The following is a 25,606-nucleotide window of genomic DNA, read 5'->3' as shown; positions in this document are numbered from 1 at the left end:
TAATTGATAACATTTCTCAATTATACAAAATTATTTGAGAATAACAAGTGCTAATCTTAAAAATTGGAAATGTTTTAGAGGTTGCATATTTACTTATTCCACACATAGGATAATTTGTATATAATTAAAGTAAGTCATGATATGGTGGTATGCAATATGAAGAAAAACTATATATTTATTATTTTATTTACCTTTTTTAGCATTATTGGCAGTAAATTATTTACCTTTGCGCTTTCATTTCATGTTTTAAAGATAACAGGAAGTGTACAAGCCTTTTCTAATATTATGATTATATATTCGCTCATATTTATATTGGGCAGTACTGCTATCGGATATTTTATAGATAAGATTAATAAAAAAGCATTTATCATATCTATGCAGTGCATTTCGATTTTATCAATTATAAGTATTTACTTAATACCAAATAGTTTAAACCAACTTCTATACATATACATAATTGTAATCATTTTGACAGTTACAGATATGGCTGTATCACTCACTTTTAACAGTGGTTTATTAAGTTTAGTTAGTGAACGTTTTATAGATCAAACAGTTTCATATAGAAATGTCATTCAGAATGTATTACAAATTGGGGCTCCAATTTTAGGTGGAATAGTATACGCTTATTTCGATATTAAGACTTTTATGATTATTATGTTTGTAACTGAACTCATTTCATTAATAATAGTGCTTAATATTGCGTTTAATAAAGTTCTAGCAAATAAAGTCTATGAAGAAGTTAAGGATACATTCTTTAACAGTTATAAAGTTGTATTTAAATTTTTGAAATCAAATAAAGATATATTTTTAATACTATTATCAGGATCTATCATTAACTTTATGTTTGGTTTCGTTACGGTAGGTATTCCAGGAAGTTTTGTCACTATATTTAATATGAATTCTAAACAGTTAGGAATCATTGAAACAGGATTTCCGTTAGCAGGTATATTGTTTGGTTTGATTTATCCTAAGTTGAAGAATAAAGGAACACTTGTAGCAAATATGCAAGTTGCCATGATTACTTTAGCTGTGGGAATACTCATCTTATGTATTCCGTTTATAACAGATTTATATAAATTATCGATACTTGTAATATATTTTATAAGTATATTTATTATCGGAAGCGGCGTTGTACTGAGTAATGTACCGATAAACATTTATGTACAAAAAAATGTGCCAGAACAAATAAAAGGTAAATATTTAGCATTGTCACAAACAATGTCACAAGTAATGATGCCTTTTGGAATTTTAGTTGCAGGTATACTTTTTGACATTAATTCAGTATTCTATATTATTTCGTTCAGCATTACAGCAATATTATGCTTTATCTTGGCTTATCTTTACACATTTATTAAAAAACATGACGGTGTAATTTGAGACATTATTGATAAAGCAAAAGAAGGATTAGAATAAAATATATATTAAACCCCAACTCGAAAATATCGGGTTGGGGTTTTTAAATTTATTAAAATGATTACTATTAAACAAAAGTAATAAAAACAAATAAATGTTTTATTTAATATTCCTTGTAATTGAAATTTAAAAGTGTAGGATGAAGGTGTATCGTCTTATGATACATAATCTATATAAAGGGAGAGTAATCGAATGAACAAATTTTCAAAAGTTTTTGTTTCAACCGGTTTAGCAGTAGCGACAGTATTTACGGTAGGCGCGGCGGATAACGGTCATTCCGTTGATGCGGCGAGCAACAGTAATATGGATAGCCAAGCTTCTCAACCTTATACTTCTTATTACAATGGATATGTGAGTTATGACCCTGGATTTTTCATAACGGATACATTCAAAAAAGGATTTGAGTCAGGTAATTTCACGTTAAATGGATATGAAACACCTGCACATGAAGATTATGCTAAAGAACATCAAGATGAAGCTAAAAATATAAATTTATATGATCAAAATTTAAATGTATATAGTAACTACGGTTTAGATGCTAATGCACAACCGACAAATGCAAATCAATTTAATTTATCAATAGATGATGTAGTTGATTCATACGGTACAGATTTCAGTAAATCAGGCAGTCCAAGAAGTGTTGAAGGTCAATATTCTTGGAGTTTAAATGGTTATAAAATTGCCTTCACTTCTGATGAAACAGGTACTGTAACGAGAATTGATTTCTATACGATAGTTGAATAGTGTTATAGATTGTTAAATTGTTCTATACGATATTGAAGTTCATCAAAGTCTATTATACGGGCTTGTCGGTGAACTTCTTTTTGTTTGTAATAAAGTAATACGACAGGTGAAGTGAATAAATTTAATTGTCCGACTGCTTCTGGCATTTGGTTAGCAACAATTTCGTATGCTGGAATGTCATATTCCTCAACCATTTTTTGTACGATTGGATGATCGGCTTTACATACCGAACAATTCTCGCTAGATACATAGATTAGTGTGAATGTATGTGCATCAATCTGTTTATTTAATTCATCAAAAGTTGTGATGATTTTCATGAAATTTAACTCCTATCATTTAATTATAATGGCAAATATTATACCATTATATGAGAAAAGGAGGAAAAAATATGTTTGGTAACAAAGATAATGATTCAAAAGATAATAATCGATTTTATGTTAAATCGGTAGATAATGTTAAAGGATTAGGTCGCATTTCAATTCTTGTTGATCGTGAAACAGGTGTTAATTATATCAATGCTTGGGTAGGTACAGGCAGCGGTTTAACACCATTGTTAGATGAGAATGGAAAACCTGTAATAGATAAAGTTTAATAAAATATGCATCAATGACAAAGGAGTATTTAAATGTCTAGAAGATTTCTAAAAATGATGATAACAGTCGTGACGATGATGTTTATCATCAATGTATCATCTGAAGAAGTAGAAGCGGCCCAAGAAGAAGGTACGATGGGTCATGGTTATAAGAAATACATAGAAAATGAAAATCAAAATACTTTTAGAAACAAACAAGAAATAGAGGAATCTTCGACAGTAGCTAAAGATGATTCGATACTTGATTTATCAGAATGGCAAGGAGAATTAACGTCAGCTCAAGTTAAAAAGCTTAAAGCCAATTATGATTTTATTATTATAAGAGCACAGTATGGTTCAGACTATAAAGATGCAACATTTGATACAAATTCAAAATTACTTTCTGCCAATAATATGAAGTATGGTGTATATACATATAGTATGTATGAAAATGCAGGTGAAGCAAGAACAGAAGCGAAATCATTATATAATAGAGCACCTAATGCAAGTTTCTATATCAATGATTATGAGGAAGAATCAGTTGCTTCAGGAGATACGAATGCAAGTACACTCGCTTGGTTAAATGAAATGAGGAAGTATTCAGGCGATAAGAAAGTATTACTATACTCTTATGAAGACTTTATGGTTAATCATACAGCGAATGCTGTAGGCTCTTATGATGGTTATTGGTTAGCCTCATATCAAGAAACACAACCCGAAAGAGAACATGTATTATGGCAATACACAGATAGTTACTATTCATCAGAACTTGATCAAAATGTCGATGCCAATGTACTAGGACCAAATGTACAATCAAGCTGGTTTATAAATTGATGAGCATTATAATTTCTCTTTTATAAAGTGAACTGTATAATCACTTGAAGAAAAGAAGGTGAATATAATGAACATATTAGATGAATACTTTATCTTATTTGATGAAGCAAGATACAGTGAAGAAAGTTTTCATAAATTAAATGAACTATTTCATGATGATATAGAATTTGTATTAAATAAGAAGACTTTTAAAGGTAAAGAAGCTTGGAAGCAGTTTGTTAAAAGTGTTTATACAACAAATAAAGATTTAAAACATATGCATAACGGTTGGACGCAAAACGAAGACGGTAGTTATGAAACAGATTGGGCAATTTGTGGTAATCGATATGAAACAGGTGTCTATACACAAGAAGGCAAAGATATCGCAAGATTAGATGAGAACGGCAAAATTATCTACTTAGAAAACCAACCTAAAGATGATCAATTGTTTTCAAATCAATGATAAAAAACTTAGAACAGTTCCTAAAATTATTTTGGGAACTGTTCTTTTTCCATTAATGGGACGGACCATTATTGACGATTGTTGTGAAATGTTTGATTAAATAAGATTTATCGATTCTTTTTTCGTCTTGTATCCAATGTTTAATAAATGAAATACCTGCACCTGATACATAGCTAGTGAAATATAGTAATGGAATATCACCAATAGTGTTGTTGATATTTTTATATGAACTTAAATAATCAAATATCAATGGATAATAGATAAAAATCAAGAAAGAGCTCTTTCTTCAGACGATTATGTTAAGTATTACGAATTTTATAATTAAATAAATATTGTCTAATTTTACATAAATTGGTGTAATAATGTCAATAAATAATCGGCGTTGTGGCGCAGATATAAAAATTAATACTGCACAGAAATAATAAATGAGACTGAGACATTACATTGTGTCCCAGTCTTTTTTATATGGAAAAATCAATCTAAACGTGAGCCTCTATGTTGCTTGTTTGGGGAGTCTTGCAATATACAGAGGTTCTATGTTGCTTGTTTGATGAGACTTGCAATATACAGGAGTTCTATGTTGCTTGTTTGATGAGTCTTGCAACATACGAAGCGCCTATGTTGCTTGTTTGGCCAGTCTTGATAAATACGAAGCGTCTATTTATCTTGTTTGGTCAGTCTTGATAAATACGAAGCGTCTATGTTGCTTGTTTGATGAGTCTTGCAACATACGGAGGTTCTAAGTTGCTTGCTTGATGAGTCTTGCAACATACGAGGCGCCTATTTATCTTGTTTGGTCAGTCTTGATAAATACGAAGCGTCTATTTATCTTGTTTGGTCAGTCTTGATAAATACAGAGCGCCTATTTATCTTGTTTGGTCAGTCTTGATAAATACGAAGCGCCTATTTATCTTGTTTCGCCAGTCTTGATAAATACAGAGCGCCTATTTATCTTGTTTGGCCAGTCTTGATAAATACGAGGTCCTCAACATTGCTAGTCACACCTCACTTGCAATATTCAGCCTTTATTTCTAAAAATATGAAAAGTGTCTAGAACATTTCTGTCCAAGACCTTTGTATATCTTAAATATCTATATAAATAGATACTTTAAAGCTAGGATTTTATATCCCAGCTTTATTGTTTATGTTCTTCTATAAATGCTTTTGTCTTACCGGTAATGAGTGGTCCGCCTGTGTATATGACTCTAGTTGATGGGTTTTTGACTTTTTCAGTTGGACGAATGCCATGTGCATGTATACCGATGACATGGTTGTCTTGATTAAATACTGGAGATCCTGAAAATCCTATTGTTCGATGCATGTGTCCGATATATTCGATATAGTCTTGAGTTGGTTTAAGATAGAATCCTTTTGATTGATACATATATTGACCGTCATATGGTTCTTCATTTGGATAACCTGCCATAAATAATGCTGATTTAGGTTTCAATTTTTGAATTTCACGTTCGGATGCTATAGTTAAAGGTTTAATTTTAGGTGTTAATGATTTTTCAGTAATGAGTACTGCGACATCTCTTTCGTTTGATTTATAAAATTGCTTAATCTTGAATTTCATCGGTGTATATTGATTAGATTTAGCTGGAAAGAAATAAAATTGTTTCTTTTCCTTATTTCCATCATCATCACTTGCGACATGTGACGCAGTGATAACTGTATGATCATCGACGACAAACCCTGTTGCGCCATTTCCTGACTTACCTGTTTCATCAGATGTGACTTTACCAACTGCTTGATTGATAGTTTTATCGTTTGAATGAAATGGTTTGATTTTAAGATGTTCATTTGGAATTTGTGAACCTAATTTAAAAGCTTCTTGATAATCATGATGTGTTGCTTTAGTAAATGTATCTTTATAGGTTGCAGGGACATCAGGCTGTATCAATAAATAATTGAACATGGAAATAATGAGTATTAAATATAATTTGAGGTATAACAGCATTTAATCACAATCTTTCTCATAATTGAATCATCACTATGTTATACCCTTATATTGCTATTATAAAAATCCAACGACAATAAATGTGATTACTGATAACACGACTGACGTTATAAGCATTGCTATCATTGGTTTGAATGCTTTCGTTTTTAAGTCACTGAAAGATACATTTAAACCGATACCGACCATTGCCATAATTAAGATAAGTGTTGTAAATGTGCTGATTACATTTAATATGGCTTCAGGAATAGGAATGAACGTATTCACAGCGCTCATAATTAAAAATCCAATTAAAAAGTACGGAAAGTCTATTTTTTGTGATACTTTATGTGATCTCTTTCTATTAACGATAATTAAGAAAATAATACTTAATGGTATTAATAGAAATACTCTACCTAACTTAGTTAACAAACCAATACCTAGTGATGACTGACCACCGGCATCTGCTGCTAAAATAACGTGTGCAATTTCATGTAAGCTTGAACCTGACCAAATACCATAAAATTCAGCATTCATTGGAAAAATAGCGAATAATAACGTGTAAGTTAAAGAGAATATTGTACCCATTATTGCCACTAAACCTACACTAATCCCAACATCACTATCTTTAGATTTAAGGATAGGTGATATCGCGGCAATTGCAGCTGCACCACAAACACCAGTTCCAACACCCAATAACAAGACTAAATTGTTATCTCCTTTAATGATTTTATTTAAAAACAAAATAAACAATATCGCAAAAGCGACGACACTAACATCTAGTAATAATAATGTGCTACCTTGATGAATAATCGTCCATAAATTTAACTTAAGCCCGTATAGAATAATCGCAAATCTTAATAATTTTTTTGATGAAAATGCAATCCCCGATTCGATTTGCGTAGGATATCCCCTGAAATGTCTATATAAAATAGCTGTAATAATCGCAATTGCGAGTGCCCCGACTTTGTTAAATACCGGTAAATACGATAAAAGTATACTGACAATAGCAACTAAAAAAGTAAAGCCAATACCGAGTAAAAAACGTTTATTAAATTTCTCCCCCATAATGTTCACCTCAACGTAAGTTTAAGCGCAAGATGAATATTTGTGAAATGCTATTTTTAAATATATAATATAACAAAAATGATATGAGGTGGTTGCAGTGGAAGATAAATTACAAATCTTAAAAGTAATTGTAGAAGAAGAGGGCTTTACGAATGCTGCCGAAAAGTTATATAAATCACAGCCATCAATAAGTAGAGATATCAAAACACTTGAAGAGAAATATCAAATTAAGATTTTTGAAAATACAAGAAAACATATAATTTTGACAGAAGAGGGAAGAGAGTTATATAACTATGCATGCCAATTAGCAATATTAGATGAGCAATTGCAAACGAAAATTAATCAGCATAAAGAAGATGTGAAAGGGAAGTTTGTCATAGGAACGAGTCACACATTTGGCCAATCGATGTTATTAGATTTAACAATCTATCTACAAACAAAATATCCGAAACTCAATATTCATATTTATGTCTATAACTCAGCTGATATATTAAGTAAGTTGAAAGATTACTCACTAGACCTAGGCATTATCGAAAAGCCAGTACTGGACGACAAAATCAATAGTGAAGTCCTAACGAGAGATAAACTATTACTCGTGAAAAATAAACAAACAAACCAAAATTTAAATCAATTAAGATGTTACGTTAGAGAAACAGGATCAGGAATAAGATATTATCAAGATATGCTATTACAACAATTGAATTTAACATCTCGTAAAGTCGTCATTAACGATAACCAATTAATTTTAGAACTCGTTAAACAAAACATGGGCTTTACGATATTATCTAATTTCTCTATAAAATCATTTGATGAAGATTATATCGTCACAAACGACCTAGATTTAAATCGGAATTTCTTTATAGTGTCTAACAAATCAAGATACAAGACAAATAAATATAATACGATCGTAAATGAAATTAAGAACTATGAGTTTAGATAAATAAACGAATCCCCTCACTAATATTAAAAGTGAGGGGGTTTATATGTAACAACATTTATTTATTATCTTCAATTTCTTTAGCCAATACTGTGTCTACAGGATTTACACTTTTATTAAGTTCCTCAACAATATTCTTTTTATCAATGTCACTACGATTCTGGCTTAGTTTATAAGCAGCATCAATTTCTTCAATTTCCATTTTAAAACCTACAATACCTTTAACTTGTTTTTTCGTTTGATCTGATAAATTGTTCCAAGTAGCACCATTTTGTCGATGACTTTCATATTTATTTAAAAGGATCGTCAAATCATCTACTAACTCTGACTCACTTAACAAATGCCCTTTACCATACGCATGTATACTTTGGTAATCCCAAGTTGGAACATCTTCTTTTTCATACCATGTAGAAGAAATGTAAGCATGAGGACCATGGAATATGATAAGGATATGTTCGTTTGATTCGATTGTTTGCCATTGTTTATTAGCCTTTGCAAAATGACCTGATACATATAAGGTATTATCTTTTTCTTCAATATTAACAGGTAAATGTGTAGCAAGAGGTTTTAATTCGTCATAAGTAATGATGGTTGCAAAATTATTATGCATCATAAAATCTTTGATTTTTTCATAATCACGCATCTGATAATATTTTGGTACATACATGTAAACGCCCCCTTATAAATTATTCATCATAACGCACGAAGACTGAGAGATATCGTGCGCTAAGGTATAAAAACAGGGTGTAACGCACGAAGACTGAGAGATATCGTGCGCTAGGGTATAAAAACAGGGTGTAACGCACGAAGACTGAGAGATATCGTGCGCTAGGGTATAAAAACAGGGTGTAACGCACGAAGACTGAGAGATATCGTGCGCTAAGGTATAAAAACAGGGTGTAACGCACGAAGACTAAGAGATATCGTGCGCTAGGGTATAAAAACAGGGTGTAATGCACGAAGACCGAGAGATATCGTGCGCCACCCCCGCTCTAAAATTACTAAATCTCTTAATGATACCCAAGTAATCTCGAAATTTTGTTGGCACATGTTTTTAATTCATCTACAAAGAACTCTTTCTTATCTAATTCTGTTGTAGGGAATGAAAGGCTGATAGCGCCTTGGACTTCGTTTCGATAGTTTACGAAGTATGTACTTACGCAATATATGCCTTTTTCGTTTTCTTCATTATCAACCGAATAACCTTGTTCTCGGATGACTGCTATTTCATCGATGAATTGATCATAGTCTGTGATTGTATTTTCGGTTAGTTTAACAATGTTCGATTGATTCCATATTTCTTGGATTCTTTCATTGTCATACGTCGAAAGGATAGATTTACCTACTGCTGTGCAATACATGGGTGCTCGTTTCCCAATTTTTGATGCCATCGATCGATTGTTATTGCTTGGTATAAATTTATCTATATATACCACTTCGTTATTGTCTTCCACTACTAAATGACATGTTTCCCCAACTGTTGTCATCAGCTGACTTATCATACTTTTAGCTACATTTAAAAAATCAATGTTTTGTACACGTTTATTCCCAAGTTGGAACATTTTAAAAGTTATTTCATATTGATTGGTCAATGCGTTTTGTTGAACGTAGCCATTGCTAATCAATGAATTAACAAGTCTATGTACAGTTGCTTTAGATAATTGAGTTTCATCTACTAAGTCTTTTAATGATATTTGTTCTTTTTCAGATATGATTTCTAAAATGCTTAATGCACGGTCAATGGATTGAACGTTAGAAGCCATAATCATCACCTCTTTGATAAAAATATAGCATAAATTAATCTACGAATTAAGTAACATAGATGAAAATAAATAATTGACAACGTTTTCACAAACGTTATAATAATACTAAATATTACTATACAATACATTGTATCACAATGTGGAACGGAGGACTATTTTGAAAAAGTATAAAATTTTAAATCAGTTACATGAAAATTACCTCGTTGCAGTTGTTAGAGGGAATGATGAGGATGAAACAAAGAAAATTGTGGATGAAATCATTAAAGGTGGATTTAAAAATATAGAAATTACGTTTACTGTACCGAATGCTGAAGAAGTGATTAATCAAGTACATAAACAATATGGTGATGATATCGTTCTTGGTGCAGGTACAGTGTTAGATGCTGCTACAGCACAAATAGCGATTAATAAAGGTGCACAATATATTGTAAGTCCACATTTAGACACCAATATATCTAAATTATGTAATGTATATTCTATTCCATATTTACCAGGTTGTAGTAGTGCAACAGAAATTATAGAAGCGTTACGCTATGGCTCTGATTTAATTAAACTGTTCCCAGGAGGACAATTAGGTGCCGGATTTATTAAAGATATTAAAGGTCCAGTACCTAATGTAGAACTAATGCCTTCAGGAGGCGTGAATTTAGATAACGTATCAGATTGGATTGAAAAAGGTTCATTCGCTGTAGGTATTGGTGGCGACTTAACGAAAGAATTTACAGGAAATAATTTTGAAGTTATTTCAGAAAAAGCTCAAAAGTATGTAGAAGCTGTTAGAAATCGATGAAAGTGAGTGGTAGAAATGAGGCTTTTCACAATAGGTGATTCCATGATAGCCATGAACCCTAGTAATAAAGGACCTTTAAAATTTAATCATACATTCCAAAGAACAATTGGAGGCGCGGAATTAAATGTAGCAATTGGTGCGAGTAGATTAGGGTTAGAAACAACTTTTTATTCAAAAGTTGGTAAAGATGAATTTGGTCAACATATTATCAATAATTTACGTGGAGAAGGTATTGATACAGAGCATATCGAACAAGTACCAGGAAAAAACACGTCCGTTTATTTTAAACAAATCAATGCAGATGGAAGCGGTGCATCATTTTATTATCGAGACAATGCACCCATTAAAGACTTAACAGAAGAAGATGTCGCACATATTAACTTTGATGATATTGATTATTTCCACGTCAGTGGTGTGTTTGTCGCATTATTACATCATAAAATTGAACTGATACAATCAATGATGAAAAAAGCACAAAAAGCAAATACAACCGTAACTTTAGATCCAAATATAAGACTAAAAACTTGGTCTAAAGAAACAGCAAGTGAAAGTCTAGGTGCGTTATTACCTTATACAGATATTCTGTTAACAAGCGATGAAGAACTAGAAATTCTTAAAATAGCGACACCATTTGAAAATATTGAAGATTTATTAAAAGAACAAGACTTACAAGAAATCATTGTCAAAGGTGGACATTTACCTACACAATTTGTAAGTAATGAAGAACAATTTGAAACAGAAGTTTTTCCAGTAAGTCCAATCGATACAGTAGGCGCTGGAGATGGCTTTTCAAGCGGATACTTGTTCGCTTTAAGTAAAGGATATACAGCAAAAGAGCGCGTAAGATTTGCAAATGCAGTTGGCGGAATGGTTACAGAAGTAATAGGCGATAACGAAGGATTGCCATATTTAGAACAAGTAGAAAGTTTCTTGAGTGGTAAAGGTATAATAGAAAGATAATCGGCAATTAGGAGATGGATAAAATGGAAATGACATTTCGTTGGTACGGAAGAAACAATGACACAATTACATTAGAAGATATTAAACAAATACCTAATACAACTGGGATTGTATGGGCACTTCATGAAAAGCCAGTTGGTGCTGTTTGGGAAAAAGAAGAAATTAAAGAAGAAGTTGAATATATTGAATCATACGGATTTAATGCAAAAGTTGTTGAAAGTGTAAATGTTCATGAATCTATTAAATTAGGTAATAGTGAACGTGATGAATTAATTGAAAACTACAAACAAACTATTGAGAATTTAGCTGAATATGGTGTGGAAGTTATTTGTTATAACTTCATGCCAATATTTGATTGGACTAGAACAGATATGTTCCATCCATTAGAAGATGGTTCTACAGCACTATACTTTGATTATGAAAAAGTTAAAAATTTAGATCCGAAAGAATTAATAGAAACTGTTTCAAGTGCGAGTAAAAATCTAACAATGCCAGGTTGGGAACCAGAAAAATTAGATCAAATTTCAGAACTATTTGAAGCATATAAAGATATAGATGAAGAAAAATTATGGGAAAACTTTGCATACTTTATAAACGCAATCATTCCAACTGCAGAACGTTGTGGGATTAAAATGGCAATTCACCCAGATGATCCGCCATATTCTATTTTCAACTTACCAAGAATTATAACTGGCGCAGATAGTTATGAGAGAATGTTTGAGATCAATAATAGTCCAAATAATGCGATTACGTTATGTACGGGCTCTATGGGTGCTACTAAAGATAATGATATGGCAGAAATTGCTTTGAAATACCATGAGCATGCACCATTTATGCATATTAGAAATGTTCACATCTCCGAAAATGGCAGTTTTGTAGAGACTTCTCATTTTACAGAAGACGGTGATATTGATATTGCACAAATTATGAAACATTTATCAGATGCAGATTATAAAGGATACATTCGTCCAGACCACGGTAGACATTTATGGAATGAAGAATGTCGTCCAGGATACGGATTATATGATAGAGCATTAGGCATTATGTACTTAAATGGATTATGGGATGCATATCAACTTGAAAAGGAGTCTGGTAAAAATGTTTAGTAAACATGAAAGTTTAAAAGATAAAGTTGTTGTAATTACAGGTGGAAGCGGAGTGCTTTGTAGAACAATTGCGAAAGAATTAGGCAAACAAGGCATGCAAATCGCCATTTTAAATCGTACTTATGATAAAGGTGTAGAAGTTGTTAAAGAAATAGAAGCTGAAGGTGGTATTGCTCGTAACTATTCAGTTGATGTTACGAATGAAGAATCGCTAACGAAAGCTAAAGATGAAATTTTAAAAGCATTTGGAAAAATTGACTATTTAATTAATGGTGCAGGTGGTAATAATCCTGACGCTATTACAGATTCAGAGTCATATAATGCTGAAGATAAAAAGAACTTTTTTGATTTAGAACAAAGTGGATTTGAACATGTATTTAATAATAACTTTATTGGCTCATTTGTTGCTGCTAAAGTATTCGGCAAAGAATTACTGAAGTCAGAGCATGCAAGCATTATTAATTTCTCTTCCATGAGTGGTTATGCACCATTGACTAAAGTGCCAGCATATAGTGCTGCAAAAGCTGCTATTAATAACTTTACGCAGTGGTTGGCTGTTTATTTTGCAGAGGAAGATATTAGAGTTAATGCGATTGCACCAGGATTTTTCTTAACAGAACAAAATAGAGACTTATTATTAAATGAAGACGGAAGTCTGACGGCACGTTCAGAAAAAATATTAAGTCAAACACCTCTTGGAGAATTTGGGAAACCAGAAGCACTTATCGGTACGGTTTTATGGTTATTAGATAAAGATTATTCATCATTTGTAAATGGCATTACTGTACCAGTCGATGGCGGATTTATGGCGTATTCAGGTGTTTAATAGAACTTTAATTTCAAACTCATTTTAGCAATTTTGCTAAAGTGAGTTTTTTTGTGCGCAATTTTAATTGGTATGTAGACTTTTTACAAATGTAGAAGTGTAAAAGAGGTTAATTCATTACTTTAGTAACATGATAGTTTATAATGAATGATATTTTAATGTCTATTGTAATGGACAAACAAAAGTAAAACGCTTACATATATTTGTTTTATGATAAAGCTACAGGGAGGTTGTAAAAGTCATGGAAGGTGATAATCAAGAGAAGTTAATTCATTACTTATTAAATGCGCATTCGTTTGTCGATTCGAATCGATTGGCTAAACATCTAGATGTTTCTACTAAAACGATTTATCGACTTGTTAAACGTATAAATGATTATTATAAAGAGCCTCTTATTATATCTGAAAAAGGTAAGGGCTATCGTATTGATGATAAAGAATATATTGAACAGCACGAAATGGGGCAACTTCATCAAAATGATTTGTTTTCTCCTATTGAAAGACGAAATATGATGACAAAAGATTTATTGTTAATCTCCCCTAAGTCGATATCTATCTTTAATATTATCGAACGTTATTATATTTCTGAAAGTGTACTGAACACAGATGAGAAAAAAATTGAAGAAATGTTAAAACGTTTTAATTTAAATTTAGAAAGAAAGAATCGTCATTTATCTATAAATGGTGATGAAAGTGATATTCGAAATGCATTGTTAGAACTCATTGGAGATGGGCAACTGTCTAATTTCTCTGCATATAATGTTATCGATCAAAATGAGGATAAAGATGCACATTTTGTGCAAGAACAAATAAATAAGATTGAGAGTTATAAAGATATGATTATTCCTTATCCTTATAATGTGAACATTTTCTCTCATTTATATATTTTAATCATGCGCTTTAGAAAAAGAGGCGTGATCAAACAAAACAAAGATAGAAAGACACCTGAATTGATAAAGTTAAAAAATGAGTATCAATCATTTTATAGAATGAGTGACATGGTAATTGGCAATGTTGAACAATATCTTCATACTCAATTACCTGAAAATGAACGAATTTATTTGTTTGAATATCTTATTTCTTCCAGATTTGAAACGCAAAATGTTCAGCATAATCAAGAAGACATGCAATATTCACAAGAAGTCATCGATATAACAAATGCATTGATAGATGGTGCGAGTCAAGAATTAAATCATTCATTTAAAAATATTGATTTAGAGCAGCAACTTCTTAAACATATTAAACCGATGCTCAATCGAATTGAACATGGGTTAAATGTCAGGAATGCTTTAATAGAACAAATTAAAATTGAATATCCACATGTTTTTACAGTTATTCGACAGATTTCAGATCTAATTTCTGAAACATATCATATTAAAAAAATGAATGACGATGAAATAGGCTTTTTAACATTGTATTTTGCGAAAGAACTTGAGAGAAACCCGAAGAAAATACAAACACTGATTACTTGTACTACAGGCATAGGTACTTCTGAATTATTGAAAACAAAAATAGACAGAAACGTACCAGAAATTGAGATTGTAGATGTTAAATCTTCTTTTGATTTACAAGAAGATGACTTGCATAAAATCGATTTGATTATTTCAACTGTTCATATACCTGAAGTAAAGCAAATTCCAATCGTGGTCATCAGCGCAATGTTTAATAAGAATGATCAAATTAAATTGCGAAAGATGATAGAAATGTTAGGTGATAACAATGAATGAATCGTTATTTTATGAAATTAAAACAACTAACACAATGTATCAAGATGTCATTGAAGAAATAGGTAGTCAGTTAAAGATAGATCAGTACATTCAGTCTGAAAGTGTTTTTATTGAAGAAGTACACGAGCGAGAACAACATGGGAATATTGAAATTTTTCCAGAAGTGATTTTACCGCACATTCAAAGTGAGAACATATTAAAGACTAAAATATTTTTAATAAAAAATGAGACAAATCTTATGAACTGGCATGACCAGTCATTGAAATTGATTATTTTGTTAAATCTTAAACCACAAGAAGATCAAGCAGTATTGCAAGACATTCAAGCATTTATGAGGAATTTAGCAGACGAAGACTTTGTAGAGTCATTATTATAATTGGAGGAATGAAATATGAATATCGTGAGTATTTGTGCTTGTACAGTAGGTATTGCACACACATATATCGCAGCTGAAAAGTTAGAAAAAGCAGCTGAAAAGAAAGGTCATAATATCAAAATTGAAACACAAGGGACAATAGGTGTAGAAAATGAATTGTCACCTGAAGATATTAAACAAGCTGATATCGTGTTGCTTGCTGTAGATGTAAAGGTAAGCGCTAAAGAAAGATTTGAAGGTAAAAAAGTCATCGAAATACCGACAGATGTCGCAATAAAATCTCCAAATAAATTAATAGAAAAAATCGAACAAATTTCACAACAATAAAGGAGATGCCATATGAATTTAATAGATGTATTAGATGAGAACACAATCTTAACAGAACTTGAGACAAATAATAGAGAAGAAACTTTAGAAACACTCGTTCATTTATTTGATAAAGAACAATATATAGACAATCCAGATTCATTTTTAGAAGCAGTTTATAAAAGAGAGTCTGAAGGCGTAACAGGTATAGGTAACTTTGTGGCGATTCCACACGGGAAAAGTAGTAGCGTTAACAAAGTTGGTATTGCAATTGGCGTCTTAAAAGATGAAGTAGAGTGGCCATCTTTAGATGATACAGGTGCGAAAGTCGTTATTTTACTTGCAGTTGGTGAAGATAGCGACAATTCTAAAGAACATTTGAAACTCTTATCATTAATCGCAAGAAAGTTGAGTAATGATGAAGTGATTGAACAATTATTAAATTCTAAAAATAAAACAGAAGTTGTAGCAATTTTATCTAACTAACAAAGGGGGAGATAACGTGAAAACATTTTTTAATCAGTTGAATTTAAAAGGTCATTTACTTACGGCAATATCTTATTTAATTCCAGTTGTATGTGGAGCGGGATTCATGATTGCAATTGGGATGGCGTTAGGTGGAGATTCATCAACAGATTTGACGAAGACTGGCTATTCATTCTGGGATGTACTTGCAACATTAGGTGGTGTTGGACTGGGCATGTTACCAGTTGTTATTGCAACAGGTATCGCTTATTCAATTGCTGATAAACCGGGTATAGCACCTGGCCTCGTTATTGGTTTAACAGCTAATGCAGTTGGATCAGGTTTTATCGGAGGATTAATAGGTGGCTTCTTGGCAGGTTATCTTGTTGTATTAATTATTAAATATATCAAAATGCCAAATTGGGCAAAAGGTTTAATGCCGATGCTTGTAATTCCATTTATTGCTTCGCTTGTAGGTGGACTCATTATGGTCTATGTAATCGGAGCGCCAATTACACAATTTACGCATATTTTGACGGAGTATTTACAATCTCTAAGTGGTACTTCTAAATTAATTTATGGCATTATCATCGGTGTATTAGCAAGTGTCGATTATGGTGGTCCAATTAATAAGACAGTATTTGCTTTTGTATTAACACTACAAGCACAAGGTATTCATGAACCTATAACAGCATTGATTGTCGTTAACACAGCTACGCCAATTGGATTCGCATTTGCATATTGGATTGGAAGATTAATGCGTAAAAATATTTATAAAAAAGTAGAGGTAGAAACATTAAAAACAGCATTCCCAATGGGTATTATTGAAATTGTTGAAGGTGTCTTACCGATTGTCTTAAACGACATTATTAGATGTGTTATTGCTACAGGAATCGGTGGAGCAGTAGGTGGTGCGATTTCAATGGTGATGAACGCTGACTCGAAAGTACCGTTTGGTGGCATGTTAGCAATTCCAACAATGTCTCAGCCATTAGGTTTCGTCATCGCTATCGTAGCAAATGTTATTGTTACAGCTCTAGTACTTGTGCTACTTAAGAAACCTGTAAATGAATCAGAAGAAATGATCGATGAAATCGAAGAAGATGACATAGAATTAGGCGATATTAAAGTATACTAATGGAGGTTTAACACATGGAGAATGTAAAGTTTTCACCATCATTAATGACGATGGACTTAGATAAATTTAGCGAGCAGATTACATTTTTGAATCAGCACGTAGAATCTTATCATATAGATATTATGGATGGTCATTATGTCCCGAATATTACACTGTCACCTTGGTTTATTGAACAAGTGAAGAAAATTTCTGACGTACCTATTTCTGCGCATTTAATGGTCACGGAACCTTCGTTTTGGGTGGATGAATTATTAAAAGTAGATACAGATTATATATGTATACATGCAGAAGTCGTCAATGGTGTTGCTTACCGATTGATTCATAAAATTCATGATCATGGTAAAAAAGTAGGGATTGTATTAAATCCAGAAACACCCATTGAAGTGATTAAACCATATATTCAATATTTAGATAAGATCACAATTATGACCGTTGACCCAGGATTTGCTGGAGAAAAATTTATCGATGAAACATTAGATAAAATAGTAGAATTGAGAAAGTTAAGAGACGAGCATCAATACAAATATTTAATTGAAATGGATGGTTCTTCAAATAAGAAGACATTTAGTAAAATTCAAAAAGCCAATCCAGATATTTATATATTGGGAAGAAGCGGGTTATTCGGTTTAGATGAACGTATCGATGAAGCATGGCATAAAATGAAAGCAGATTTTAATGATGCATTAACTGAAGTATAATGAATAAAACCGCCACATGAGTTGAATGATAACTCATGTGGCGGTTAAATTTTATTTAAACTATTTAATAATATCTATTAATTCTTTCTTAGATGCTGATCTTGCTGGTATCCAACCAAAGACAATACCAATTAATGTTGAAACGCCGACAGCAAGTAAAATAGATCCTAGACTCACAACACTTTGAACCATATCAGGCGTAACGGCTTCTACAAGTTTAGAAATCAAAATACCTATGATTAATCCGATAATGCCTCCAATCAGACATAGCACGATACTTTCTATTAAGAATTGTATTTCAATGTCTCGACCTTTAGCTCCAAACGCACGTCTTATCGCAATTTCTTCTGTACGTTCAGCGACTGAAATATACATAACGTTCATCACACCTATACCCGCAATGAATAATGAAATACCTGCTACTGCTGCAACAAAGTACGTAATGGCATCGAATACTTGTGTGATATTTTTCATGATTTCTTCCATATCTGAATATTGATAACTACCTTCGCTCATACCTGAACCTCTTTTATTTAAGAGCTTAGCTGCCTTATTAGCAATTTCTTTTTTGTTGTCATCGTTATCTACTTTTAATTCAAGCTGTGGAAGTTCCTGACTTAAGTCGCCCATATATCGATTGAATGTTTCGCTTGGCATATTTACTGTATTTTCATACATAGGATTATTGACAATACCTACAATTTTAAATCCTTGGTCATCTATAAATAACGTCTTACCAATCGCGTCACCTTTGAACGCTTTTTTAGCGATCGTTTGATCGATTGTGACGACTTTTTCTTTCAATTCATTATCTGATTGCGTTAATCCTTTACCTTCAGATGCATTATCGACATGGTCTTTCTTAAAGATATTGATGTCAGATTGCTTTTGTGAATTGGTCATTTTTGCCCCATAACTTTGACTGTCATCTTCTTTAATTTTAGCATCTGTGACACCGTCTATTTGTTTGACGAGATCAATATCTTGTTTGTCGAATGGATTTTCTTTAGAGCCTTCCATATTTTCAGGCATGAAGCTAATCATAGCTTGTCCTTTACTCGCACCCGTATCTGCAAATTCATCAGATGCTGTCTTTTTAAAACCATTACCTAAAGACATAATGGTAATGACTGCAGCTATACCGATAATAATACCAATCATCGTAAAGATGTTACGGCGTTTATTCTTCATGATAGATTTGAGAGAGACTGATATGATATTCGGTAAGTTCTTCATTCTATCACCTCTTCTCGCTGAACACGGCCATCTAATATATGTATCACGCGATCAGCTTGTTCAGCTACTTTACGATCATGCGTAACAATAATCATGGTTGTATTTTGTTCACGATTAAGTCGCACAAATAAATCCATAATATCTTTAGAAGTTTGAGAATCAAGCGCACCTGTTGGTTCATCAGCAATAATGAATTTAGGTTTATTGACAATCGAGCGCGCGATGGCGACACGTTGTTGTTGACCACCCGATAACTTATTCGGTACAAGATGTTTTTTATCTGCAATTCCAACGTCTTTTAAGACAGATTCAACACGTAGTTTACGTTCTTTTGAAGACATTCCTGAATATAATAGGGGGATACTAACATTCTCCATAATCGTATTATTTTGTATCAATTTAAAATTTTGAAAGACAAATCCGACTGTTTTATTTCTAATAAAGGCAAGTTTATTATCTGAAACTTGTTGATAATTCTCATTATCAAACAGATATTCACCTGTGTATCCTCTATCTATAAACCCTAAAATATTAATCAATGTACTTTTCCCTGAACCAGAAGGGCCCATAATCGCGATAAATTCACCTGTATCAATAGATATATTAATATCTTTCAATATATGATTTGTTTCTTCTCCGTTTTTAAAGTGTCGATTCACATTAACTAAATTAATCATGATGCTATCTCAACCTTTTCACCATTATTTAATGTTTTCTTAGGTGAAATGATCAGTTTATCTCCAGATTTAAGTCCTTTCTCAACATATATTTCACCATTTTGTCGTTTAATATTAATATGTCGTTTATGAACTTTATGATTTTTATCGACAACAAATACATGGTTACCTTTTGTTAATACAGATTTAGGTAATTTAATCGTATCTAAAGGAATCTCGCCTTCAGTTGAGAAACCACTACGAACAGAAATGTCTAATTTACCAATCGTTACTTGGTATTTAGAATTACCTTTTCCAATGCTTGGATTATTTGAAACAGGATTAGAAGTCTGCGTTGTTTCACTTTCTGGATCAGCAGTATTCATCGATTCACTTTGGTTACTATCATTATAACTTGTAGGTAATTCAGAAATCTTTGTCACTTTCCCTTTACCTTCTTCACCAGTACTGTTCACAGTTACATTAACTGCATCGCCAACTTTAATTTTAGTAATATCAAATTCTGATACAGAAGTTTTGATTTGAGGTTCGCTCGCGACTAATTTTAAAATAGCTTCACCACTGTTAGCGTCATTATCATTTTCCATTTCGACTTTACCATCAAATGAAGCATACATACTTTCATTTACTTGACGATCGTACTGCGATAATTGCTTGTTAGCTTCACTTAATGTATTTAAATCTTTAGATAAAGTGTTTTGTAAATCATTATTGTTCGGTTGCTGATTTATATTTTGATAGTCTTGATCCACTTTGTTTTGTGCAGCATTTACTTTATCTTGTAAACCTTGGCGCTTTTGATCATTCACATTATAGTTAATCAATTGATCACCTTGTTTAACAGATTGACCATCATCAACAACAGTACTCACAAATTCACCTAACTGATCATTATTGTTATAAGTTTTAATTTTAGTAGGTGCAGCCTTACCAGAAATACTTAAAGGAGATTCCTTTTTAACTTTATATGTATCATAACCGTCTTTTTTATCGTCTGTATCATTTGTCGTTTGTTTTACAATAAGCGCAACAATAACTAACAAAATGATAACGATAATCCCGATTATCCAAAATAATTTACGCTTCAACTTATTCCACTCCTATATATTTTTATTCTCACATGGGAAATGTTATCACAGTTAGGAACAATAAAAAATAATACTTATGAGATTTAAGAATATTAAATTTGTAATTAATTATTCATGTTTTTTTATGTAATTCACAAACAATAGTGGAATCATACATGATTGATAGAGCGTAAAATTAAAAATATCCATAAAAAAGCACAAAAAAATAACCATCGCTAACTTTGGAAAAATCGATGGTTATATGGTGAATCCCCCTTTTAAAGAAGGTGGGTGACACCTGTGAAATTGGTTTAGTATTAATAAGTAATAATAGCCATAAAAAATAATTGTTTTTAACTTTGGAGGTTTAAATGGTTATTTTTAACATAATCAAAAATCCACCGTCTTTTTGACGGGCTCACAGGCAACGTGTGACAGCACGTTGCCTTTTTATGCATATATTATACAATAAATACAAATATTTTGTCTATAACAACCTAAAAATAATGTTACAAATAATGGGAATTTGGTATAATATAACAGAGCAAGTTAGATAGATGGTGGCTAATCTCTTAAATGAAGGGGTGATGCCTATGATAATGGTTTCAACTCCTAGAAAGGAGTAATATGACTGATTATGAAATACTAATGATTGTTATTTCAATCATTAGTTTAGTACTAATTAGTAACAATAACCATAAAAAATAACCATCGCTAACTTTGATCGGTTCGATGGTTAAATTTATTAAACTTTAACTTTTGAAACAGTCACCGTCTTTTTAACGGGCTCACAGGCAACGTGTGACCGCACGTTGCCTTTTTCATTTACATAATAGCATAATTTGGTATATTTTGTCTATTTCTGTTGAGTGATCATATGAATATTTAATTTGCATAGTTCTTTAAGAAGTACATGAATATCATATTCTATGCAAAAATTAAATAACGATTATAAAATTTAAGAATATTAATTATATAATTAACTATTTTATTAATGCTTTATGAATGTTAACCTTAAATTATACAAAAAGCAAAGGAGTATAGTGATGAAACGTTCAAATTTATTATTTGCACCAACTTTAAACAACTATAGAGAACGACCTAAGTGGTTGTTAAATATGATTTTGGTCATTATTTTATCAGTTGCTTCAATATGGATTACATCAATAACAACTGATCTTACTGCTGATTTAAAAGAAGCTGGATTAAGTGAAACTGAAATTGATCAAATGTCTACATTTACTACAGTATTTGCGTACATAGGTGGTATTTTAGCACCAATTATAGGGATTGCCTTTTCATTTCTAATTTTTCTTATTATCTCAAAAATTATGAAATCTGATGTGAAAGCTTCAAGTTTATTTGCAGCTGCAACGTTTGTAAAATTAATTACAACAATCTTTAATTTCATTGTTTTAGCTATTATAGCAATTGTTGGTTTAGATCCAGTTAAACACTCTATTACAAGTTTGGCAGTATTTAGCCAAAGTAATGATTATCTCGATGTATTTGATTTATCAACATTATTAGCAGCTTATTTATTTGGAGTTGTATTATATGCAACAAGTAGATTTAAAGGAAAGACAGCAGTAATATGGACTGTGATTTATCTTGTTGTCGTAATTGGAATAGGTTTAATTCAAGCAAGTATATAATGAATTGATCAATAAAGCCCGTTTTCAAGAAAACGGGCTTTAAATATTATTTATAATTTTTTAAGTAATACGCGCCACCTAAAAGTCCGACAGGAATTCCAAATAAAGGTGTGATTAAGACACTTAAGACAACAACCGCAACTAGTACAACTGCTATATTATAGCTTGTTAATTCTAACTCTAATAAGTCATCGTAGCTTTGTTTAATTAATTCTTTAACTTTCATACGTAACACTCCTTAAACTTTTTTCATAGCGTTATTTTTCTGATTATATAACATTATACCATTTATGACATTTTATGGTAAAATAATATACTAAATGAGGAGGTGTGTCATATGGGTTTTTATATAATGTTACTTTCAATTATATTAGGTTTAGTGATTGTAGTAGTTGGCATAAAACGTAGAAAAGAACATAATATTTATAAAGGATCTATAGTTGTTGGTGCGGTTCTTATTATCTTTGCTATTTATTTAGGATGGCCAAAATAAAGAATAATGTACTAAAGGGTGAATCTTTATGAAACAAATTATTTTATTAATATTAATAGCAGGTATACTTCCAGTTATCGCAACTAATTTAGAAGGAAGTTTAACCAATTTATCTGCAGTATTATGGGGAGTTTCAATATTTCTCTTTATAATAGCTGCATATAAAGTAGCAAAAAGGGTCAAGAATTGATATAGCTCTTTTAATTAAAAACAAACGATACACTCTATGACTTTATCTCTTATCTAAGTGAAAGTGACGGAGTGTATCGTTAATTTATATTTACATATTTTGATTTTGAGCTTTTAACTTTTTAGAAGTGATGAGATTGACGATTAACCAAACGAGTTGTGTTAAGAATGGAATGATAAAAAGTGTTGCCATGATACCGATAGAGAACCATTTTATTTCTGTTGTTTGCACAGCTCCAGTGGCATCAACTTCTCTAAACCATAAAAAGATTGAGAACGTTAAAAATGCACCAACTTCAATGATAGTTAAAATCCACCACAATATCCAAGATACTTTCATGAGAATACCTCTTTTCAGTATAATATAATAATGTAATATTATCATTTAAATATTAAATGAGCAATAAAGGGAAGAATGCTTGAATATATGCTATCGTTTGAAAAACATGTAAATAATAGTATGAGTTTGAGGAGGGTTATAGTGGTTAAGAATTTAATGGAATGGGTTGCGTCTATCGTTGTTGCTATTGTTGTGGCGTGGCTTATTACGACTTTTTTATTTAGTAGATATGAGGTGCATGGACAGTCTATGTATCCTACGTTTAATGATAAAGACAATTTGATTGTTAGTAAAATTTCGAAAACGCTTGGTACGATTGATAGAGGTGATGTGATTATTTTTCATGCGAATGAAGAAAAGGATTATATTAAGAGATTAATAGGTGTACCTGGTGACACTGTCAGTTATAAGAATGATCAATTATATATTAATCATGAAAAAGTTGCAGAACCTTATTTAGATTTTAATAAAAAGCATAAATTTACGGAGTATTTAACGGAAAACTTTGATGTTTCAGATACAAAAAATTCTGATGGTGAAAAAGTAATTCCAGAAGGTAAATATTTAGTCCTCGGTGATAATCGTTTGAATAGTAACGATAGTCGCCAAGATGTTGGACTCATTACCGACGAACAAATTGTAGGGAAAGCTAAATTAAGAATTTTACCAACGAATAATATGAAATATGACTTTTACGCTGATTCGTTTGATCATGTAAATGAGAATTGATTGGAACAATATGCTAAACTTTAACTAACTGCATGTACACTTTATAGAATAGGATGAGGCTAATGTCATTTGAGATTGAGACTTTAGATAAAGAGAAGAATATAGATTTGATTACAATCTATGATGAGCGTTCAAAGATTCAATTTACGAATTTTGGTATGCGGATTGTCGATTGGAAAATTGATGGTAGATCCGTTATCCTTGGTCCGACTGAAAGTGATGATTTAATAGAATATTATGAGCAAAATCCTTATTTCTTTGGTGCGACTGTTGCAAGATATGGTGGAAGAATTGAAAATGGTCAGTTTGTATTAAATGGTGAATCCTATCAGCTTGAACAAAATGATGGTGTTCATAATTTACATGGTGGCTCTAACGGTTTATATACTCAAGTGTGTGATTATGACATTGTTAATGAAGATGATATTGTTCGCATTGTATATCATGTAGAATTGAAACATTCAGTTGATCATTTCCCAGGTGATATTAACATGACCGTAACACATCAATATGATTTAACAAATTTGAAATGGACAATTATATATGAAGCAACGAGTACTGAAGATACTTTATTGAATCCGATGAATCATGTGTATTTTAATTTGAATGAAACAAATGCTTCTATTGAAAATCATCAACTTCATCATAACGTTCAATTCTATCCGCTTAAAGATAATCAAATTGTGGAATCTCTTGATACAGAGAATATTAATGTAGAAATTGGGAAAGATAGTATAACTTTTAAAGATATATTCGACAGTGGATTTCAACAAATCAATCAATTTAATGGTATTGATCATCCAGTGACATTAGAAGATGGTACTTTCAAAGTGTCGAATGATGAATTGGAACTTGAAATGACGACTGATCAGAATGAAGTTGTCATATTTACATTGAATGATGTAGATTGGAATGATCATGAAGACTCTATTAACGTACATAGTGGCTTTACATTAGAAACGCAATCACTACCTAATGATATTAATTTATTAAATGAAGCAGCACCATCAATTTTAAGAAAAGGCGACACATTTAATAGTGTCACAAGTTATCAAATCAATTATAAGAAATAGTATATATAATAGAAGACAATCATACTTTCATGACCAAACTTGTTTAGA

32 protein-coding genes are annotated in these 25,606 nt (G+C 31.6%); 21 read left to right on the top strand and 11 right to left on the bottom strand.

All coding sequences use genetic code 11. From position 1 onward, the window contains the following. The first annotated feature begins 156 nt into the window (after positions 1–156). Together LQ622_RS10435 and isaB are read left to right on the top strand one after the other, a co-directional pair. Positions 157–1,377, top strand: a complete 1,221-nt coding sequence (locus tag LQ622_RS10435; RefSeq protein ID WP_185805761.1) for an MFS transporter — start codon at positions 157–159, stop codon at positions 1,375–1,377. 228 nt (positions 1,378–1,605) lie between these two features. After that, positions 1,606–2,157, top strand: a complete 552-nt coding sequence (isaB, locus tag LQ622_RS10430) for an immunodominant staphylococcal antigen IsaB family protein (protein ID WP_051575462.1) — start codon at positions 1,606–1,608, stop codon at positions 2,155–2,157. Between the two features lie 2 nt (positions 2,158–2,159). Here the strand turns inward: isaB and LQ622_RS10425 are convergent, their stop codons facing one another. Continuing rightward, positions 2,160–2,474, bottom strand: a complete 315-nt coding sequence (locus LQ622_RS10425) for a thioredoxin family protein (protein WP_037590067.1) — start codon at positions 2,472–2,474, stop codon at positions 2,160–2,162. Positions 2,475–2,545: 71 nt separating this feature from the next. Here LQ622_RS10425 and LQ622_RS10420 point away from each other — a divergent pair, with 71 nt between their 5' ends. The 3 genes from LQ622_RS10420 (at position 2,546) to LQ622_RS10410 (ending at position 4,004) form a co-directional block, all read left to right on the top strand. Beyond that, positions 2,546–2,749 carry a DUF6440 family protein gene (locus LQ622_RS10420; RefSeq protein WP_037590068.1) on the top strand — a complete coding sequence of 68 codons (204 nt, stop codon included), beginning with the start codon at positions 2,546–2,548 and terminating at the stop codon, positions 2,747–2,749. Between the two features lie 33 nt (positions 2,750–2,782). Beyond that, positions 2,783–3,562: a GH25 family lysozyme gene (locus tag LQ622_RS10415; RefSeq protein WP_481817226.1), complete on the top strand. Its 780-nt coding sequence runs from the start codon at positions 2,783–2,785 to the stop codon at positions 3,560–3,562. 67 nt (positions 3,563–3,629) lie between these two features. Further along, positions 3,630–4,004: a polyketide cyclase gene (locus LQ622_RS10410; protein ID WP_107577315.1), complete on the top strand. Its 375-nt coding sequence runs from the start codon at positions 3,630–3,632 to the stop codon at positions 4,002–4,004. A gap of 52 nt (positions 4,005–4,056) precedes the next feature. Here LQ622_RS10410 and LQ622_RS10405 read toward each other — a convergent pair whose 3' ends face one another. The 3 genes from LQ622_RS10405 to LQ622_RS10395 all read right to left on the bottom strand — a co-directional run bounded on the left by LQ622_RS10405 (position 4,057) and on the right by LQ622_RS10395 (position 7,008). After that, positions 4,057–4,275, bottom strand: a complete 219-nt coding sequence (locus LQ622_RS10405) for a TetR-like C-terminal domain-containing protein (RefSeq protein WP_239762638.1) — start codon at positions 4,273–4,275, stop codon at positions 4,057–4,059. An 864-nt stretch (positions 4,276–5,139) separates the two neighbouring features. Next, positions 5,140–5,964, bottom strand: coding sequence for a trypsin-like serine peptidase (locus LQ622_RS10400; RefSeq protein WP_239775108.1), 825 nt, complete (start codon positions 5,962–5,964; stop codon positions 5,140–5,142). Between the two features lie 57 nt (positions 5,965–6,021). Beyond that, positions 6,022–7,008 (bottom strand): YeiH family protein, encoded by a 987-nt coding sequence (locus LQ622_RS10395; protein ID WP_239762641.1) that lies wholly within the window; start codon positions 7,006–7,008, stop codon positions 6,022–6,024. Positions 7,009–7,105: 97 nt separating this feature from the next. On the opposite strand from LQ622_RS10395, the gene LQ622_RS10390 reads away from it, so the two are divergent. Next, entirely contained in the window at positions 7,106–7,948 is an 843-nt protein-coding gene (locus tag LQ622_RS10390) for a LysR family transcriptional regulator (RefSeq protein ID WP_037590071.1), read from the top strand. A gap of 55 nt (positions 7,949–8,003) precedes the next feature. Here the strand turns inward: LQ622_RS10390 and LQ622_RS10385 are convergent, their stop codons facing one another. Both LQ622_RS10385 and LQ622_RS10380 read right to left on the bottom strand, forming a co-directional pair. Further along, on the bottom strand, positions 8,004–8,612 hold the full coding sequence (locus tag LQ622_RS10385; protein WP_239762643.1) for an FMN-binding negative transcriptional regulator: 609 nt from the start codon (positions 8,610–8,612) through the stop codon (positions 8,004–8,006). A gap of 343 nt (positions 8,613–8,955) precedes the next feature. Continuing rightward, on the bottom strand, positions 8,956–9,708 hold the full coding sequence (locus LQ622_RS10380; protein WP_025904769.1) for an IclR family transcriptional regulator: 753 nt from the start codon (positions 9,706–9,708) through the stop codon (positions 8,956–8,958). Between the two features lie 157 nt (positions 9,709–9,865). On the opposite strand from LQ622_RS10380, the gene LQ622_RS10375 reads away from it, so the two are divergent. The 10 genes from LQ622_RS10375 to alsE all read left to right on the top strand — a co-directional run bounded on the left by LQ622_RS10375 (position 9,866) and on the right by alsE (position 18,099). After that, the gene (locus LQ622_RS10375; RefSeq protein ID WP_037590073.1) at positions 9,866–10,498 is read left to right on the top strand and encodes a bifunctional 2-keto-4-hydroxyglutarate aldolase/2-keto-3-deoxy-6-phosphogluconate aldolase; all 633 of its coding nucleotides are present in this window, start codon (positions 9,866–9,868) and stop codon (positions 10,496–10,498) included. Positions 10,499–10,513: 15 nt separating this feature from the next. Then, a complete protein-coding gene (locus tag LQ622_RS10370; protein ID WP_037590074.1) occupies positions 10,514–11,458 on the top strand; it encodes a sugar kinase in 945 nt (314 codons plus the stop codon). A 23-nt stretch (positions 11,459–11,481) separates the two neighbouring features. Continuing rightward, a complete protein-coding gene (uxuA, locus tag LQ622_RS10365; RefSeq protein WP_037590075.1) occupies positions 11,482–12,564 on the top strand; it encodes a mannonate dehydratase in 1,083 nt (360 codons plus the stop codon). Further along, on the top strand, positions 12,557–13,390 hold the full coding sequence (locus tag LQ622_RS10360) for an SDR family oxidoreductase (RefSeq protein WP_239775106.1): 834 nt from the start codon (positions 12,557–12,559) through the stop codon (positions 13,388–13,390). The genes uxuA and LQ622_RS10360 overlap by 8 nt, the downstream gene beginning before the upstream one ends. A gap of 241 nt (positions 13,391–13,631) precedes the next feature. Beyond that, the gene (locus tag LQ622_RS10355; protein ID WP_239775104.1) at positions 13,632–15,116 is read left to right on the top strand and encodes a BglG family transcription antiterminator; all 1,485 of its coding nucleotides are present in this window, start codon (positions 13,632–13,634) and stop codon (positions 15,114–15,116) included. After that, entirely contained in the window at positions 15,109–15,492 is a 384-nt protein-coding gene (locus tag LQ622_RS10350; RefSeq protein WP_239762659.1) for a PTS sugar transporter subunit IIA, read from the top strand. Before LQ622_RS10355 ends, LQ622_RS10350 begins: the two co-directional genes overlap by 8 nt. A gap of 15 nt (positions 15,493–15,507) precedes the next feature. Further along, positions 15,508–15,819: a PTS fructose transporter subunit IIB gene (locus tag LQ622_RS10345; RefSeq protein ID WP_037590079.1), complete on the top strand. Its 312-nt coding sequence runs from the start codon at positions 15,508–15,510 to the stop codon at positions 15,817–15,819. A 12-nt stretch (positions 15,820–15,831) separates the two neighbouring features. Continuing rightward, entirely contained in the window at positions 15,832–16,284 is a 453-nt protein-coding gene (locus LQ622_RS10340) for a PTS sugar transporter subunit IIA (RefSeq protein ID WP_206180488.1), read from the top strand. 16 nt (positions 16,285–16,300) lie between these two features. Then, the gene (locus LQ622_RS10335) at positions 16,301–17,401 is read left to right on the top strand and encodes a PTS fructose transporter subunit IIC (RefSeq protein ID WP_239762660.1); all 1,101 of its coding nucleotides are present in this window, start codon (positions 16,301–16,303) and stop codon (positions 17,399–17,401) included. A gap of 14 nt (positions 17,402–17,415) precedes the next feature. Continuing rightward, positions 17,416–18,099: a D-allulose 6-phosphate 3-epimerase gene (alsE, locus tag LQ622_RS10330; RefSeq protein ID WP_107565806.1), complete on the top strand. Its 684-nt coding sequence runs from the start codon at positions 17,416–17,418 to the stop codon at positions 18,097–18,099. Between the two features lie 60 nt (positions 18,100–18,159). On the opposite strand, the gene LQ622_RS10325 is transcribed toward alsE, so the two are convergent. From LQ622_RS10325 to LQ622_RS10315, 3 genes are read right to left on the bottom strand one after another with little or no spacing between them, the layout of a single operon-like run. After that, on the bottom strand, positions 18,160–19,335 hold the full coding sequence (locus LQ622_RS10325; protein ID WP_239775101.1) for an ABC transporter permease: 1,176 nt from the start codon (positions 19,333–19,335) through the stop codon (positions 18,160–18,162). Further along, positions 19,332–20,012, bottom strand: coding sequence for an ABC transporter ATP-binding protein (locus LQ622_RS10320; protein WP_126477357.1), 681 nt, complete (start codon positions 20,010–20,012; stop codon positions 19,332–19,334). Before LQ622_RS10320 ends, LQ622_RS10325 begins: the two co-directional genes overlap by 4 nt. Next, the gene (locus tag LQ622_RS10315) at positions 20,009–21,100 is read right to left on the bottom strand and encodes an efflux RND transporter periplasmic adaptor subunit (protein ID WP_239762662.1); all 1,092 of its coding nucleotides are present in this window, start codon (positions 21,098–21,100) and stop codon (positions 20,009–20,011) included. Before LQ622_RS10315 ends, LQ622_RS10320 begins: the two co-directional genes overlap by 4 nt. Positions 21,101–22,125: 1,025 nt before the next feature. Between LQ622_RS10315 and LQ622_RS10310 the strand changes: the two genes are divergently transcribed. Further along, positions 22,126–22,734 carry a YIP1 family protein gene (locus LQ622_RS10310; protein WP_239762663.1) on the top strand — a complete coding sequence of 203 codons (609 nt, stop codon included), beginning with the start codon at positions 22,126–22,128 and terminating at the stop codon, positions 22,732–22,734. 46 nt (positions 22,735–22,780) lie between these two features. On the opposite strand, the gene LQ622_RS10305 is transcribed toward LQ622_RS10310, so the two are convergent. Next, on the bottom strand, positions 22,781–22,960 hold the full coding sequence (locus LQ622_RS10305) for a VraH family peptide resistance protein (protein ID WP_037590087.1): 180 nt from the start codon (positions 22,958–22,960) through the stop codon (positions 22,781–22,783). Between the two features lie 111 nt (positions 22,961–23,071). On the opposite strand from LQ622_RS10305, the gene LQ622_RS10300 reads away from it, so the two are divergent. Beyond that, positions 23,072–23,227, top strand: coding sequence for a hypothetical protein (locus LQ622_RS10300; RefSeq protein ID WP_239762664.1), 156 nt, complete (start codon positions 23,072–23,074; stop codon positions 23,225–23,227). Between the two features lie 28 nt (positions 23,228–23,255). Then, entirely contained in the window at positions 23,256–23,417 is a 162-nt protein-coding gene (locus LQ622_RS10295) for a hypothetical protein (RefSeq protein WP_158258743.1), read from the top strand. Positions 23,418–23,507: 90 nt separating this feature from the next. Here LQ622_RS10295 and LQ622_RS10290 read toward each other — a convergent pair whose 3' ends face one another. Next, positions 23,508–23,756, bottom strand: a complete 249-nt coding sequence (locus tag LQ622_RS10290) for a DUF3923 family protein (protein ID WP_037590089.1) — start codon at positions 23,754–23,756, stop codon at positions 23,508–23,510. Positions 23,757–23,897: 141 nt separating this feature from the next. Between LQ622_RS10290 and lepB the strand changes: the two genes are divergently transcribed. Both lepB and LQ622_RS10280 read left to right on the top strand, forming a co-directional pair. After that, a complete protein-coding gene (lepB, locus tag LQ622_RS10285) occupies positions 23,898–24,485 on the top strand; it encodes a signal peptidase I (RefSeq protein WP_025904440.1) in 588 nt (195 codons plus the stop codon). A gap of 62 nt (positions 24,486–24,547) precedes the next feature. Next, positions 24,548–25,558, top strand: coding sequence for an aldose epimerase family protein (locus tag LQ622_RS10280; protein ID WP_204194506.1), 1,011 nt, complete (start codon positions 24,548–24,550; stop codon positions 25,556–25,558). Positions 25,559–25,606 lie beyond the last annotated feature (48 nt).

The sequence above is a fragment of the Mammaliicoccus sp. N-M50 genome, assembly GCF_022386995.1.
Classification (GTDB): domain Bacteria; phylum Bacillota; class Bacilli; order Staphylococcales; family Staphylococcaceae; genus Mammaliicoccus; species Mammaliicoccus sciuri_A.
Note: the sequence above shows the minus strand (reverse complement) of the source record. Positions and strands in the feature narration are given on the sequence as shown.